The organism is Streptomyces sp. NPDC050704 (assembly GCF_040654355.1).
Classification (GTDB): Bacteria; Actinomycetota; Actinomycetes; order Streptomycetales; family Streptomycetaceae; genus Streptomyces.
On the sequence record NZ_JBFAHW010000024.1, the window covers coordinates 74510 to 88949 of the forward strand.

Consider the following 14440-nt stretch of genomic DNA (forward strand, 5'->3'; position numbering starts at 1 on the left):
GGGGACGGCCTTCTACGTCGACTGCTCAGTCACCCGGGACTTTCCCCCGGGACCGTCACCCGGGATTCCTGACGGACCGTCGCCGGATCGGCCGGGGTCGTGCGCGTGAGGTACTGCGGTACGGGAGCGGTGTCCTTGCCGTTGTCGCGTACGAGGCCGTAGCGGAGGATGTCACCGCCGGGTGCCCTGGTGATGTCGTCCGTGACCTTCTGCCAGGTCGACGGTTCGGCGAAGAGGTTGTAGTCGGCGCCCCGCTCGTTCTGGCGGAGCGTGACCGTGCCGTCGATCCAGAAGTACTCGACCTGCCACATCTGCTGGGTGCCGGCCGGGAGGAACGTGACGCCGGTGGCCGGGCCACCCATCCAGGTCGTGCCGTCCGTCGAGCCGGGCTGAACGTCGTCCATACGGTGGCCGCCGCCGGAGGCCACGTGGAAGAGCCTGCCCTTCAGACCGGTCCAGGCGGGCATGACCAGGCTGCCGGGCCGTTCCTTGGGCAGGACCTGCCAGAGGAGCCGGACGTATCCCCTGCCGGTGAAGGTGACCGTCTCGCCGCGGTGGGTCAGGCCGGTCGGCGGCGCCCCGGCCAGTGTCACCGTCCCCTCGGGACGGCGGGGCAGGGCCCCCGGGCGGGTCCCAGGGGCCGGCGCCTGATCGACGGCGTCGACGACCGTGCCGTAGAGGTTCTTCTTCGGGGTCTCGGGGGTCTTGCTGGGGGACGCGGAAGGGCTGGGCGCCGGAGGGCTCTGCGCCTTCGGCCGTGAGGTACTCGATGCCGTGGGCGGCGCGGCGGCCGGGGGCGGCGACGCGTCCGGCCGGGTCACGACGTACGCGCCGCCCGCGACGATGGTCGCCCCGGCCGTCAGGGCCACCGCGGGTTTGGTGAGTGCGGCGACGACCTTGGCGGACCAGCCTGCGGTCGTGGCCGCCGTGGTTGCCGTTGCTGCCGTCGCGGCGACCGCCGTCTTGCCGCCGAGGACGAGCGAGAGCGTGAAGCCGACCGGGATCGGGACGAGCGCGAGTCCGACGAGCAGCCGTTCGGCCGGTACGACCGCCTCGCCGGGCGCGGCGCAGTGACGGCAGCCGCGGATGTGCCGGGCCAGCCGTTTGCGCCACACCGAGTCGGGCCGCCGGTCCCAGCGGGCGGTCAGCTCGCGCAGCTCGGGGCAGGACTGGTCGAGGGCCCGCACGATGCCGCGCGCGGCCTCCAGGCGGGCCTTCATCCGCTGGACGCGTACGGCCGTGTGCTGGCGGCTGATGCCGACGGCCGCCGCCAGTTCACGCCGGCTGAGCTCGCCCGCGACCTCCAGCCACCACAGGGACAGCAGCTGCCGGTCCTCGTCGTCGAGCCAGCGCACCGCCTCCGCGACCTCGCGCCGCTGGCCCTCCAACTGGAGCCGCAGTACGGTGAGTTCGGCGAAGTCGGTGACCTCCTGCGCCGCGTCGTCGGCGGCGGAGGCCAGCGACTCGGAGGTACGCCGCCGCGCCCGGTCGCGTATCTGCCGCATGACGATCGCGACCAGCCAGGAGCGGAAACTGTCCGGATCACGCAGCGTGCCGAGGTTGTCGACGGCACGCAGCATGGTCTCCTGCACGACGTCGTCCACGTCCGCGTGGCCGTTCAGGGCGCGGCCGACGATGTTGTAGACCAGCGGCAGCCAGCCCTCGACCAGCTCGTCCAGCGCCCGCCGGTCACCGGCCTGCGCTGCCGCGATGGTCGTACGCCACTGCCGCCCGTCCACGTACGCCCCTTCCCGCGCGGATGTCACTTGCTGTAGAGAAGCGTCCCGAAGCCCAGCTGATCGAAGCCGCCGCTGTTGGGGCCGTAGTCTCCGCCGCCGCCTTCGGCACGTACTTTCTCAGCCATCGCTGTCACGTGGGGGACCGAGAGCCGGCGGCGGCGCGCATAGTGGTTATGCAAAAGCTCCCAAACCGGCCTTATCTGCCCACGGCCTATGTCGGAGATCACGGTCTGCTCGCGATAGCCGCCCCAGGTGCCGGTGCGCCAGGAGTACTTGGTGAAGGGGACATCTCCCCCCAGGTTGTACTTGGCGACGTACTCGGCGCCCTTCATCAGGCGGTTGTCGTCGTAGCCGTAGAGGTCGACGCCCTGGTTCCACGCCATCTCGCAGATCGAGCCGAGCAGGCCCATGCCCATCACGGTGTGACCCTGGTCGCGGCCGGACTCCTGCCACTGGGCCAGGCCCTGGTCCTCGTACACGAAAGGGGCCGCGTTCTTGATCGAACCGTTGCCCGCACCCTTCTTGAAGTACTTCACGGCGCGGTCGAACTTGGCCTTGTCGTCGCACAGGATGCCGATCGCCATGATCGAGGCGATGTTGCAGAGGTCCCAGTTCGCCCAGTAGTTGGTGATCACGGCGCCGTTGTGGTGCTTCAGGAAGTCGTCGCTGAGCGGGTGGAAGACGTTGAGCAGCATCTTCTTGAAGCGGGCGAGCTCGAAGCCCGGGTAGCCGCGCACGAGTTCGGCGGCGTTCGCGAACTGGTAGCCGTAGATGCCGGACGCCAGGAAGCGGTCGGAGTTCCCGGTGACCGTGGTGAGCGTGGCCGACCAGGCGTTGAGGATCGCGACGGCCGCCTCGGCGTTCTCCTTCGTGCCCGCGATCTTCCACCGCAGGGCGTTCTGGTAGGCGGCGTGGATGTCGTTGAAGAGGATGGCGTAGTTCTGGCCCTCACCGCCGCGGATGACGGTGGCCTGCGGGTTGGGCTTCCAGGTGCTCGCGGAGTGCCGGTTGGCGGTCAGCCGCTGCCAGCCCGCCAGCCAGGGGTCCTTCTTCGCGGCGACACGCACCTTGGCGCGGTTGAGGTCACCGGCGTTGTGCAGCATCCCGGGGTGCGCGAAGGCCGGCTTGGGGCCGGCGGTGCTGGAGGTGCTGGGCGCCTCGGAGGCACCGTCCTGCGCGGCGTCGGCCGAGTCACCACCGCTCAACGAGACCGCGATGCCGCCGACCGCGCCGGCGGCGGCGACGCCACCGGCGATCTGGATGACACTGCGGCGGCTGATGCGGTGCTTGTTGTGCTCTGCCACGGGTGGCTCCTGTGCGGGTGGGGGTGTGCGCGGTGTGTACCGCGTGTGCAGAGGAGACGGAGGCCGAGCCCCGGCGATAACAGTTTTTCGCGCACCCTGAAACTTTCGAACCGTGCACCCTAGGTGGAATCCCTGACAACACCCTTGCGCAGCAAGGCAGTTGATCGGGGCCCGCGCCAGGGTCGGCACCCTCCTCGGAGAGGATCCGCGGCGACGGCGTGCGACCAGAGGATGAGGGTCACCGATCACCCCTGGGAGTCAGCCGATGCATGTCCGTAACCGTGTCCATGTCCGTGTCCGTACCGCCTGCGCCGCCCTCGTGGTCCTGGGCCTGACGGCCGGGCCCCTGGCCGGAACGGCCCTCGCCGCCCCCTCCCCCACGACTGTCGTGCGGGAGGCCGACGGTCCGAACCGCAAGGCCCTGTGCGCCGCACTCGCCGGGCTCCCGGACAAGGACGCGACGGCCGCGCTCGTACGCGTCGGCGGCACGGACGGCAGCTGGCGGGGCAGGGCCGGGGTGCACGACCTGGTCAGCAACCGGAAGGCCCTGGAGCACGCACGCTTCAGAGCCGGTTCCACCACCAAGGTGGTCACGGCGGCCGTCGTGCTCAGCCTCGCCGCCGATGGCCTGATCGACCTGGACGGGCACGTGCAGACGTATCTGCCCGGCCTGCTGTCCGACGACTTCAAGAAGCCCATCACCGTACGGCAGTTGCTGACCTTCACCAGCGGGCTGAAGCCGGGCGCGACGCTGGGAGAGGTGAACGGGGAGGGGTACGAGCGGCGGTTCGAGACGCTGACCCCGGAGGAGGTCGTGGCCTCGTCCGTGGCCCAGGGGCCCGAGTTCGACCCGGGTGAACGGCAGCAGTACGCCAACATCGACTACACCGTGCTCGGCCTGCTCATCGAGAAGGTCACCGGCGATTCGTACGAGGACCAGGCGGCCTTACGAGTCCTGCGTCCGGCCAAGATGCATCACACGTCCTTCCCCGGTGGCCCGGACCCCCGTATCCACGGCCCGCACAACCGCGGCTACCAGAAGCTCGCGGACGGCAGGTTGGTGGACGCGACCGAGTGGAACATGTCGGACCGGTGGGCCGCGGGCGACATGATCTCCACGACGGCCGACCTGGAGCGCCTGCTCTTCGCGCTGTTCCGCGGCGAGTTGGTACCCCAACCCCTGCTGGAGAAGGAGATGTTCACGCTCCCGGACGTGCCGAACGCGACGATGAGCGCCGGTCTCCAGCGGTACGACGCGGGCGACGGCACCGTCCTGTGGCTCAAGAGCGGCGCCCGGCCCGGATACAGCACGGGGCTCGCGGCCACCCGCGATCTGTCGCGCACGCTCGTGTACTCGGTCAACGCGACCGACGCGAAGGCGGTGGCGCCGAACCCGGTGGTCGAGCGGATCCTGCGGGCGACGTTCGGGCTCTGAGGCTCTGCCGGCCCGGGCCGACACCGATCACGATCAGCCCGTCCGGCGCTTGAGGAGAAGGCCGTTCAGGCCGGAGCGGGGGTCCGGGGGCACAGCCCCCGGGGAGAGGGAGGGGACAGGCAGGGGCGGCGGGGGCGGAAACACCACCTCGACCCACAGCCCGCCCTCCTCCCGCGGCCGAGCCTGCACCACGCCGCCATGCGCCCCCGCGATCGCCGCCACGATCGACAGCCCAAGCCCCAGCCCGTCCCGCGACCGCACCCGGCCCTCCCCCAACCTCCGGAAAGGCTCGAACAAGGCGTCCATCTGGTCCACCGGCACCACCGGCCCACTGTTGGTGATCCGCAACGAGGCCCGCCCCTCGACGACCCCGGTCCAGACGTTGATCCAACTCCCCTCCCCCTCGGGCACGTTGTGCCGGACGGCGTTCCCCACCAGGTTGCTCACCAGCCGCTCGACCAGCTGCGGGTCTCCGAGCAGCGGTGCGGGCGTGAGCTCGGCCGAGACACAGGGCCCCCGCCCCCTGCCCTGCCCCGGCTCGGGCAACAGCCCACCGACAACGGCCGCGAGATCGACGTACTCCCCTCTGTGCAGCCCCCGTTGGCTGCGCGCCAGCGTCAACAGGGCGTCGATCAGACGCTCCTGCTCCTGCCCGGCCGCCCGCACCCGCAGGCAGGTGGCCCGGAGCGTCTCCACGGAGGCATCGGGGTCCGCCAACGCGACGTCGACCAGCGCCTGTTGAAGCGTCAGCGGCGTACGCAGCTCATGGGACGCGTTGGCGACGAACTGCTTCTGCGCCTCGAACGAACCCTCCAGCCGGGCGAGTACGTCGTCGAAGGTGTCGGCCATGGCCTTGAGCTCGTCGTCGGGACCGGGCACGGCGAGCCGCTCGTGGAGGTTGTCGGCCGAGATACGGCGGGCGGCCGCGGTCATGGTGCGCAACGGCGCCAGTACGCGCCCGGCCATCAGCCAGCCGAGGGCCACGGACGCCACGGTCATCACCGCCAGCGCGATACCGGACTCCACCAGGAGCTGTCGCAGCTGCTCGGCCCGCAGCACGGCCAGCCGGTCCTCGACGTACGAGGCGATGAGCGGTGCCGAGGGCCCGGTGGGACCGGCGGGGCCCGTGTTCCCGCCGTCCTCCCGACCGGTCGAATCGATCTTGGGCGTTCCCGGCGTCAGCGACGGCTCGGTGCTCGCCGCGAGCACGTAGGTGAAGGCCAGCAGCACCGCCCCGGCAACCGCGAACAGCGCACTGTAGAGCAGCGTGAGCCGCCACCGGATGCTGTGCGGCCCGCGCAACAGGCCCTTCGCCGGTCCCACACCCGGTCCCGCACCCGACCTCATCAGCGACCCCATGCCCACCATCAGACCCGGTACCCCGCCCGCTCGACCGTCTCGATCAGCGGCGGATCGCCGAGCTTCCGCCGCAGCCGGCTCATCGTCACCTTCACCGTCTGGCTGAACGGATCCGCCGCCTCGTCCCAGGCCCGTTCGAGGAGTTCCTCCGTGGAGACCACGCTCCCCTGTGCGGCCATGAGGAGTTCGAGTACGGCGAACTCCTTGGGGCTGAGCGGCAGTTGACAGCCCGCCCGGGTGACCAGCCGCCGTGCCGGGTCGAGCCGCAGCTCACCGCAGACCAGGACGGGCGGCAGCGCGGGCTGCGCGCGACGCGCCAACGCCCGTATCCGCGCCACGAGTTCGGTGAACGCGAACGGCTTCGGCAGATAGTCGTCGGCCCCGAGACCGAGCCCCGCGACCCGGTCGGCCACCGTTCCGGACGCGGTCAGCATCAGCACCCGTGCCCGGCTGCCGCCCGCGGCCAGCGTCCGGCACACCTGGTCGCCGTGGATTCCGGGCAGATCGCGGTCGAGTACGACGACGTCGTAGCCGTTGATCTCGGCACGCTCCAGCGCGGTCGGGCCGTCGAAGGCCAGGTCGACCGCCATCCCCTCCCGGCGCAGTCCCGCGGCAACGGTCTCGGCGAGCTCTTCGTGATCCTCGACCACCAGCACACGCATGCGCCCCAGTGTGGCGCGCCCCCGGTTACACGACGATAAGTCCGGCCGGGCGCCCCGTCAGCGGCGCGGGGAACTGCGCGCCCAGCCACAAACAACCCGCAGCCGACAACCGCCCAACCCGCGGAGCGCCCGGCCCGGAACCCGGTTACAGCCCGATAAGCCCGGCCGTTCCCCTCCCGTAACCGCCCGCACTGTTCCGTGGACGCCGTGAGCACCACACCACCGCACAACACGCCACCACACCCACGGCAACAGCAGGAGGAACCCATGCCCGCAACGGCGACCCGGCCCCGGCGCCTCGCCCTGGCCTGCGCCCTGATCACGGCCGTCACACTCGGCACGGTCAGCGCGTCGGCGGCCACGGCGTCCGACACACCGGACAGCACAAGTACCGCCTCGGACACCGCGTCCAAGTCGTCCGAGCACCCCGAACCGCCCCGCGGAGGGCGCATGTTCGCTGTGAAGTACGAGCCGACGGACGAGGCCCCCGAAGACGTCAACGAGGCGAACCGCGCCTTCGCCTCATGCATGCGAGAGGAGGACCAGAGCGTCTTCCCCAGCTTCCACGCCTACAAGGACGACGACGGCTCGGTCCGCCTGGACGTGAAAATGAAGGGCAGGCTCCACAAGCTCTCCGACGACGGCCTCAAGGGCTTCCGTGAGGCCCTCCTGAAGTGCGCGCCGATCATGGAGGAGGCGGGCCTGAGCCTCCCGGACAAGGACGACCTGCCCGACCGTCCGAAGCTGCCCGGCCGACCCGACGTACCGAAGCACCCCGACCGCCCCGGCCTGCCGAAGCACCACGAGTGGAACGACGAGAACGGCGAGAACACCGAAGTGGGACTCCCCTCCCTCGTCACCACCGTCAAGGAGACCTGAGACCACCGCGGAGGGGGGAACGGCGTGGCCCCGGACGGACCAACTCCCGTCCGGGGCCACGCCGGCCGCCCCCTGCACGCCGTACGGACTCGCCGTACCGACTCGCCGTACGGACTAGCCGTCCAGCGAGGTCATCACGTGCTTGATCCGCGTGTAGTCGTCGAAGCCGTACGCCGACAGGTCCTTGCCGTAGCCGGACTGCTTGAAGCCGCCGTGGGGCATCTCCGCGACCAGCGGGATGTGCGTGTTGATCCACACGCAGCCGAAGTCGAGGACCTTGGACATGCGCATCGCGCGCGAGTGGTCCTTCGTCCAGACGGAGGAGGCCAGCGCGTACTCGACGCCGTTCGCGTACTCGACGGCCTGCGCCTCGTCCGTGAAGGACTGGACGGTGATGACCGGGCCGAAGACCTCGTTCTGGATGATCTCGTCGTCCTGCTTCAGGCCGGACACGACGGTCGGGGCGTAGAAGTAGCCCTTCTCGCCGACCCGGTGGCCACCGGCCTCCACCTTGGCGTGCGCGGGCAGCCGCTCGATGAAACCGCTCACCTGCTTGAGCTGGTTCGGGTTGTTGAGCGGCCCGTACAGCACGTCCTCGTCGTCCGGCTGGCCGGTCTTGGTGTCGGCGGCGGCCTTGGCCAGCGCGGTCACGAACTCGTCGTGGATGGACTCCTGGACGAGGACACGGGTGGCGGCCGTACAGTCCTGGCCCGCGTTGAAGTAGCCCGCGACGGAGATGTCCTCGACGGCCTTGGGGATGTCGGTGTCCTCGAAGACGACGACCGGCGCCTTGCCGCCCAGCTCCAGGTGGACCCGCTTGACGTCCTTGGCGGCGGACTCGGCCACCGACATGCCGGCGCGCACGGAACCGGTGATCGAGGCCATCGCCGGGGTCTTGTGCTCGACCATCAGGCGGCCGGTGTCACGGTCGCCGCACAGGACGTTGAAGACGCCCTTGGGGACGACCGAACCGATGATCTCAGCGATCAGGACGGTGGAGGCGGGGGTCGTGTCCGACGGCTTCAGGACCACCGTGTTGCCCGCGGCGAGCGCCGGGGCGAACTTCCACACGGCCATCATCATCGGGTAGTTCCACGGCGCGACCTGCGCGCAGACGCCCACCGGCTCACGGCGGACGATCGAGGTCAGGCCCTCCATGTACTCACCGGCCGACCGGCCCTCCAGCATGCGCGCCGCGCCCGCGAAGAAGCGGATCTGGTCGACCATGGGCGGGATTTCCTCGGACCGGGTGAGGCCGATGGGCTTGCCCGTGTTCTCGACCTCGGCGGCGATGAGCTCCTCGGCCCGCTCCTCGAAGGCGTCGGCGATCTTGAGCAGGGCCTTCTGGCGCTCGGCGGGGGTCTGGTCGCGCCAGGCGGGGAAGGCAGCGGCGGCGGCCGCCATCGCGGCGTCGACGTCGGCCTGGCCGGACAGCGGCGCGGTCGCGTAGGCCTCGCCCGTCGCGGGGTTGACCACCTCTGTGGTCCGTCCATCGGCGGCATCGCGGAACTCTCCGTCGATGTAATTGCGCAGACGACGCAGCTCGGTGCTCACTGCCGGCCCTCCTGTCGGGTGTCCAATTACTGAGACACCCACCCTAGTCCGACGCCCCACGTTTTCAACACCCCCAGCGGAACCAGAACTGCGAAATCCGCACATGCCAGCCCTGTAAACAACGAATTTCATCAATCGACCCTTGCGGAACTGCTGAGGCCTCATGCACAGTGAGCGCGTGGCCAGTCGTAACGCAGAGCCGAAGGGCTCCCGAGAGACCAGGGCGGAGTCCAGGGCGGGCAGCGGCACTCCCGCCCTGGACAGCGTCTCCCTCGCCATCATCGAGCAGCTCCAGGAGGACGGCCGGCGGCCCTACGCCGCGATCGGCAAGGCCGTCGGGCTCTCCGAGGCGGCCGTGCGCCAGCGCGTCCAGAAGCTGCTCGACCAGGGCGTGATGCAGATCGTCGCCGTCACGGACCCGCTCACCGTGGGCTTCCGCAGGCAGGCGATGGTGGGCATCAACGTCGAGGGCGGCCTCGACCCGGTGGCGGACGCCCTGACGGCCATGTCGGAAGTCGAGTACGTGGTGATGACCGCGGGCTCGTTCGACATCCTCGCCGAGATCGTCTGCGAGGACGACGACCACCTGCTGGACGTCATCAACAGACGCATCAGGGCCCTGCCCGGCGTGCGCTCCACCGAGAGCTTCGTCTACCTGAAACTCAAGAAGCAGACCTACATGTGGGGAACCCGATAGCCGTGAGCACCCAGCCGAAGGACCTCAGCCGGACCGCGTACGACCACCTGTGGATGCACTTCACCCGCATGTCCTCGTACGAGAACGCGCCCGTTCCCACGATCGTCCGGGGTGAGGGCACCTACATCTACGACGACAAGGGCAAGCGCTACCTCGACGGTCTCGCGGGCCTGTTCGTGGTCCAGGCGGGCCACGGCCGCACCGAGCTGGCCGAGACGGCGTTCAAGCAGGCCCAGGAGCTGGCCTTCTTCCCGGTGTGGTCCTACGCCCACCCGAAGGCGGTCGAGCTGGCCGAGCGCCTCGCGAACTACGCTCCGGGCGACCTGAACAAGGTCTTCTTCACCACCGGCGGCGGCGAGGCCGTCGAGACCGCGTGGAAGCTGGCGAAGCAGTACTTCAAGCTCACCGGCAAGCCGACCAAGTACAAGGTCATCTCGCGCGCGGTCGCCTACCACGGCACCCCGCAGGGCGCCCTGTCCATCACCGGCCTGCCGGGCCTGAAGGCCCCCTTCGAGCCGCTCGTCCCCGGGGCCCACAAGGTTCCGAACACCAACATCTACCGCGCACCCGCCTTCCTCGACCAGGGCTCCGGCGTCTCCCCCGAGGCCTTCGGCCGCTGGGCCGCCGACCAGATCGAGGAGCAGATCCTCATGGAGGGCCCCGAGACGGTCGCCGCCGTCTTCCTGGAGCCCGTGCAGAACGCCGGCGGCTGCTTCCCGCCGCCGCCCGGCTACTTCCAGCGGGTCCGCGAGATCTGCGACCAGTACGACGTGCTGCTCGTCTCCGACGAGGTCATCTGCGCCTTCGGCCGCCTGGGCACGATGTTCGCCTGCGACAAGTTCGACTACGTACCGGACATGATCACCTGCGCCAAGGGCATGACCTCGGGCTACTCCCCGATCGGCGCCTGCATCATCTCGGACCGGCTCGCCGAGCCGTTCTACCAGGGCGACAACATGTTCCTGCACGGCTACACCTTCGGCGGTCACCCGGTGTCCGCGGCCGTGGGCATCGCCAACCTCGACCTGTTCGAGCGCGAGGGCCTCAACCAGCACGTGCTCGACAACGAGAGCGCGTTCCTGACCACCCTCCAGAAGCTGCACGACCTGCCGATCGTCGGCGACGTCCGCGGCAACGGCTTCTTCTACGGCATCGAGCTCGTGAAGGACAAGACCACCAAGGAGACCTTCACGGACGAGGAGTCGGAGCGCGTGCTCTACGGCTTCGTCTCCAAGAAGCTCTTCGAGTACGGCCTCTACTGCCGCGCCGACGACCGCGGTGACCCGGTCATCCAGCTGTCGCCGCCGCTGATCTCCGACCAGTCGACCTTCGACGAGATCGAGGGGATCGTCCGCCAGGTACTGACGGAGGCCTGGGCGAAGCTCTGATCCTCCGCTGTCCGGTTGTTCGCCCAGCTGTTTGTTCAGCTGTTCCGCCTGACTGATCAACACCGGCCCCGGGGCGCCCGTTCGAGTGAGAACGAGCGCCCCGGGGCCGTGTGCTGTCTGTACTCACGCCACTGACTCCCTAGCGTGCCCATTGAATCCTCCCCCTCGTGGCCGAGGGGGATTCCTGGTTCACGCCGCTCGGTCGCTCTGCGAACGATCGAGTCTTACGCGATCGGCACCAGCCGGGTTGAAACCAGCCCGGACGGCAGAAATGCCTAGGAGGTAGCGCGTGCTTGGTTCTCGCTACGCACTACCAGCGACGCACCCTACGCGTGACCAGGACCGTGACCGAATGCCTCCGCCTTCGTTCCCCCGTACGGGGGACTCAGCACGGCATTTCTGATCGAACCGAGGTATACGCGATGGTCGCTCCGCCGGACAACGACGTGCTCTGGGCACGCGCCCTGCACGTCAAGCACAACGGCTCGCCCGCGCTCACCGGCGTCTCGCTCGGGGTTCGCGAGGGAGAGATCCTCGCCGTCGGCGGCCCGCGCGGCAGCGGCAAGACGACTCTCCTCCGGTGCCTGTCCGGGCAGTTGCTGCCGCAGCAGGGCGAGGTCTGGTTCAACAGCACGCCCGTGCACACCATGGGCCCGCTGACCCGCGAACGGCTGCGCCGAGACCGCTTCGGCTGGATCGACCCCGCGCCGGTGCTGGTGCCCGAGCTGAACGCCTGGGAGAACGCCGCGCTGCCGCTGCTGCTGCGCGGCGTCAACCGGCGCCGGGCCAAGACCACCGCCCTGGAGTGGCTGGAGCGCCTCGACATCGGTGCCTGCGCCCGCAAACGCCCGTACGCCCTGCTCCAGGCCGAGCGGCAGCGCGTGGCCATCGCCCGCGCCCTGGTCCCGGCGCCCACCGTGCTCTTCGCCGACGAGCCCACCGCCCCGCTGCACCGCGCCGACCGCGCGCACGTGCTGCGTACGCTCACCACGGCGGCCCGCTCGCACGGCATCACCGTCGTCCTGGCCACCCACGACGCGGACACCGCGGCCCTCGCCGACCGCACGGTCTCGCTGCTCGACGGGCGGCGCGTGAACACCGTCCAGCTGCCCCCGGTCGCCGAGACGGAAGGCCGGGCCGCGTGCTCGCTCTCCGTCTAGCCCGCGGCGCCCGCCCCGCCGTCCAGCTGCGCAGACTCCTGGTCGCGGCGGCGTCGGCCGGCACGGGCTTCCTCCTCCTGTGCACCCTGGGTTACGCGATGGGGCACCCGGAGGCGTACGAGAGTGCCGCGCTCCGGCTCGCCTGGTGTGTGGCGCCGCTCGCCGCCACGGTGCAGTTCGCGGTCGCGGTGGCCCGCACCGACCCGGCCACCCGCCCCCGCTCCGGTCTCTCGGCGATCGGCCTGGGCCCCGGTCATCTGATGGTCCTGGCGGCGATCTCCACCGCCGTGGCCTGCACGCTCGGCTCGATGGTCGCGCTGCTCCTCTTCCTCCACCTGCGCGGCGACCTCAGCGGGCTCCCCTTCGACGGTGCCGCCGCCGGGCTCCTCGCCGCGGACGAGCCGTTGCCCCTCCCGGCCGCGCTCACGCTGCTGACGCTGGTGCCGGTCATCGCGTCGGTGTCGAGTGCCCTGATCCTCCGTCCGCGCGAGGGACAGCAGGGCGGCGCCCCGGCCCGGGCCCGCCAGGGCCGGTTCGGCGCCTTCGGCACGTTCGGTGCGTACAGCCGCCCCGGCGAGCGCGCCGGCTTCGGCGAGTACGGCCGCTTCGGGGCACGCGCCGGCGCGCGGGCCGACGGCCACGGCGACGGCGACGGACCGGGCGGGTCCGGCCGATCCGGCGTACCCGGCGGCCACGCCGACGGGGCCGGGAGCTCCGGGCGGGACGGTGCGCGAGGCGCCGCCGTCAGCGCTCGGGACACGCACGCCGTGCTCGGCGCACAGCCCGGGCACGGCGGCGCCGAGCCGCCCGACAGCGCTGCCGCGTACGGCGAGTTCGACGGTTCCGGCTCCCGTGGCGGCGCAGGCGCAGGCGCCGACGGCCGTCGCGGCGGACACCACCTCGCCGGCTCCCGTGCCGCTGCCGCCTCGCCCTCGTACGACGGGTTCGGCGCACCCGACCACCCCGACAGCTCCGGTCACCTCGACGGCCCAACGCGGCTCGACGGCCCTCCTCAGTTTGACGGCCCCGCGCGCCCCGGCGGCCCGGCCCAGCCGCTGGACCCGTATCAGCCCCCCGCCCCCCTCGCCTCCCCCAGCGGCCTCCCGTGGGGCGTGGCGGTGCTGGCGGCGGGCCTCGCCGTGGAGACGTACGCCGGTCGCACCGGCTCCGCTCCCGATGGGCCCGCGCTGCCCGGCGGCTTCACGGGCGGCCCCGTCGGTGTGCTCGTCGGCTGGGCGCTCACCGCGGTCGGGCTGGCGCTGGCCGGGCCCGGGCTCGCCCATCTGTGCGGCAGGCTGCTCCAGGCGGTCAGGCCGGGCGCCGTGCGGCTGCTCGCCGGGCGCGTGCTCATGGCGGAGGCGGGCCGCCTCGGACGCCCGCTCGGCGTGGTGTGCGCGGTGGCGTCGGGGGCGTACGCCATGGCCATGCTCTATACCGGCGCACGCCCCGGCATCGGGCCGCTCACCACCCTCGGCGCGCTCCTCGTCGCGGGCTGCGCCGTCGCGACGCTGCTGACCGCCGCGGTCGAGGCCAGGAACGCGCGCGCCGACACCACGGCCGCCCTGCTGCGGCTCGGCGCACCCGCCACGATGCTGCGTACCACCGCCGCACTCCGCGCGGGCGCCCTGCTCGCCGTCTTCGGCCCGCTGACCTGGGCGGTGGCGGAGCTCGCGGCGCTGCCGCTGACCGGCTGACGTCCCGTACGCGAAGCGGCTGGTTTCGTATACGAGGAATGGCTGGCTCCGCGTACGAAAAAAGGTTCGGGGTCGCCGATGATTTCCCGGAGACCCCGCGGTCTACCCCTCCGAACAGCACATCACCCGATGGGAGAGACTTCGTATGTACCAGCAGATGATCTTCGTGAACCTGCCCGTGAACAACCTCGACGCCTCGAAGAAGTTCTTCACGGAGCTCGGCTACTCGATCAACCCGCAGTTCTCCGACGAGAACGCCGCGAGCATCGTGATCAGCGACACGATCGTCGCGATGCTCCTGGCCAAGCCGTTCTACCAGGGCTTCACCAAGAAGGAGATCGCGGATGCGACCAAGACCAGCGAGGTGCTGCTGGGGCTGAGCGCCGAGAGCCGCGAGAAAGTGGACGAACTCGTCGACAAGGCGCTCGCCGCGGGCGGCTCGGCGAGCGGCGAGCCCCAGGACCACGGGTTCATGTACGGCCGCTCCTTCGACGACCCGGACGGCCACACCTGGGAGGTCATCTGGATGGACCCGACAGCGGCCCAGGGCTGAACGCGCCCCGTAAGGG

The 14440-nt window shown here is 70.8% G+C and carries 12 protein-coding genes; 7 read left to right on the forward strand and 5 right to left on the reverse strand.

Features of this window, described 5'->3' with window-relative positions:
* Window positions 1–29: 29 nt before the first annotated feature.
* Together AB0I18_RS16805 and AB0I18_RS16810 are read right to left on the reverse strand one after the other, a co-directional pair.
* Window positions 30–1766, reverse strand: a complete 1737-nt coding sequence (locus tag AB0I18_RS16805; RefSeq protein ID WP_363106231.1) for a sigma-70 family RNA polymerase sigma factor — start codon at window positions 1764–1766, stop codon at window positions 30–32.
* The gene (locus AB0I18_RS16810; protein WP_363106232.1) at window positions 1763–3043 is read right to left on the reverse strand and encodes an alginate lyase family protein; all 1281 of its coding nucleotides are present in this window, start codon (window positions 3041–3043) and stop codon (window positions 1763–1765) included. The genes AB0I18_RS16805 and AB0I18_RS16810 overlap by 4 nt, the downstream gene beginning before the upstream one ends.
* 265 nt (window positions 3044–3308) lie before the next feature.
* On the opposite strand from AB0I18_RS16810, the gene AB0I18_RS16815 reads away from it, so the two are divergent.
* Window positions 3309–4478 (forward strand): serine hydrolase domain-containing protein, encoded by a 1170-nt coding sequence (locus tag AB0I18_RS16815; RefSeq protein ID WP_363106233.1) that lies wholly within the window; start codon window positions 3309–3311, stop codon window positions 4476–4478.
* A gap of 33 nt (window positions 4479–4511) precedes the next feature.
* Here the strand turns inward: AB0I18_RS16815 and AB0I18_RS16820 are convergent, their stop codons facing one another.
* Together AB0I18_RS16820 and AB0I18_RS16825 are read right to left on the reverse strand one after the other, a co-directional pair.
* Window positions 4512–5837, reverse strand: a complete 1326-nt coding sequence (locus AB0I18_RS16820; RefSeq protein ID WP_363106234.1) for an ATP-binding protein — start codon at window positions 5835–5837, stop codon at window positions 4512–4514.
* An 8-nt stretch (window positions 5838–5845) separates the two neighbouring features.
* Window positions 5846–6499: a response regulator transcription factor gene (locus tag AB0I18_RS16825; RefSeq protein ID WP_363106235.1), complete on the reverse strand. Its 654-nt coding sequence runs from the start codon at window positions 6497–6499 to the stop codon at window positions 5846–5848.
* A gap of 267 nt (window positions 6500–6766) precedes the next feature.
* Here AB0I18_RS16825 and AB0I18_RS16830 point away from each other — a divergent pair, with 267 nt between their 5' ends.
* Entirely contained in the window at window positions 6767–7378 is a 612-nt protein-coding gene (locus AB0I18_RS16830) for a hypothetical protein (protein ID WP_363106236.1), read from the forward strand.
* Window positions 7379–7492: 114 nt separating this feature from the next.
* Here the strand turns inward: AB0I18_RS16830 and AB0I18_RS16835 are convergent, their stop codons facing one another.
* Window positions 7493–8932, reverse strand: coding sequence for a gamma-aminobutyraldehyde dehydrogenase (locus AB0I18_RS16835; RefSeq protein WP_363106237.1), 1440 nt, complete (start codon window positions 8930–8932; stop codon window positions 7493–7495).
* Between the two features lie 163 nt (window positions 8933–9095).
* Here AB0I18_RS16835 and AB0I18_RS16840 point away from each other — a divergent pair, with 163 nt between their 5' ends.
* The 5 genes from AB0I18_RS16840 (at window position 9096) to AB0I18_RS16860 (ending at window position 14424) form a co-directional block, all read left to right on the forward strand.
* Window positions 9096–9629 (forward strand): Lrp/AsnC family transcriptional regulator, encoded by a 534-nt coding sequence (locus AB0I18_RS16840; RefSeq protein ID WP_363106238.1) that lies wholly within the window; start codon window positions 9096–9098, stop codon window positions 9627–9629.
* A complete protein-coding gene (locus tag AB0I18_RS16845) occupies window positions 9614–11017 on the forward strand; it encodes an aspartate aminotransferase family protein (RefSeq protein WP_363106239.1) in 1404 nt (467 codons plus the stop codon). The genes AB0I18_RS16840 and AB0I18_RS16845 overlap by 16 nt, the downstream gene beginning before the upstream one ends.
* Window positions 11018–11439: 422 nt before the next feature.
* Window positions 11440–12177 carry an ATP-binding cassette domain-containing protein gene (locus AB0I18_RS16850; RefSeq protein ID WP_363106240.1) on the forward strand — a complete coding sequence of 246 codons (738 nt, stop codon included), beginning with the start codon at window positions 11440–11442 and terminating at the stop codon, window positions 12175–12177.
* On the forward strand, window positions 12159–13871 hold the full coding sequence (locus tag AB0I18_RS16855) for a hypothetical protein (RefSeq protein ID WP_363106241.1): 1713 nt from the start codon (window positions 12159–12161) through the stop codon (window positions 13869–13871). Before AB0I18_RS16850 ends, AB0I18_RS16855 begins: the two co-directional genes overlap by 19 nt.
* A 145-nt stretch (window positions 13872–14016) precedes the next feature.
* Window positions 14017–14424: a VOC family protein gene (locus AB0I18_RS16860; RefSeq protein ID WP_363106242.1), complete on the forward strand. Its 408-nt coding sequence runs from the start codon at window positions 14017–14019 to the stop codon at window positions 14422–14424.
* Window positions 14425–14440 lie beyond the last annotated feature (16 nt).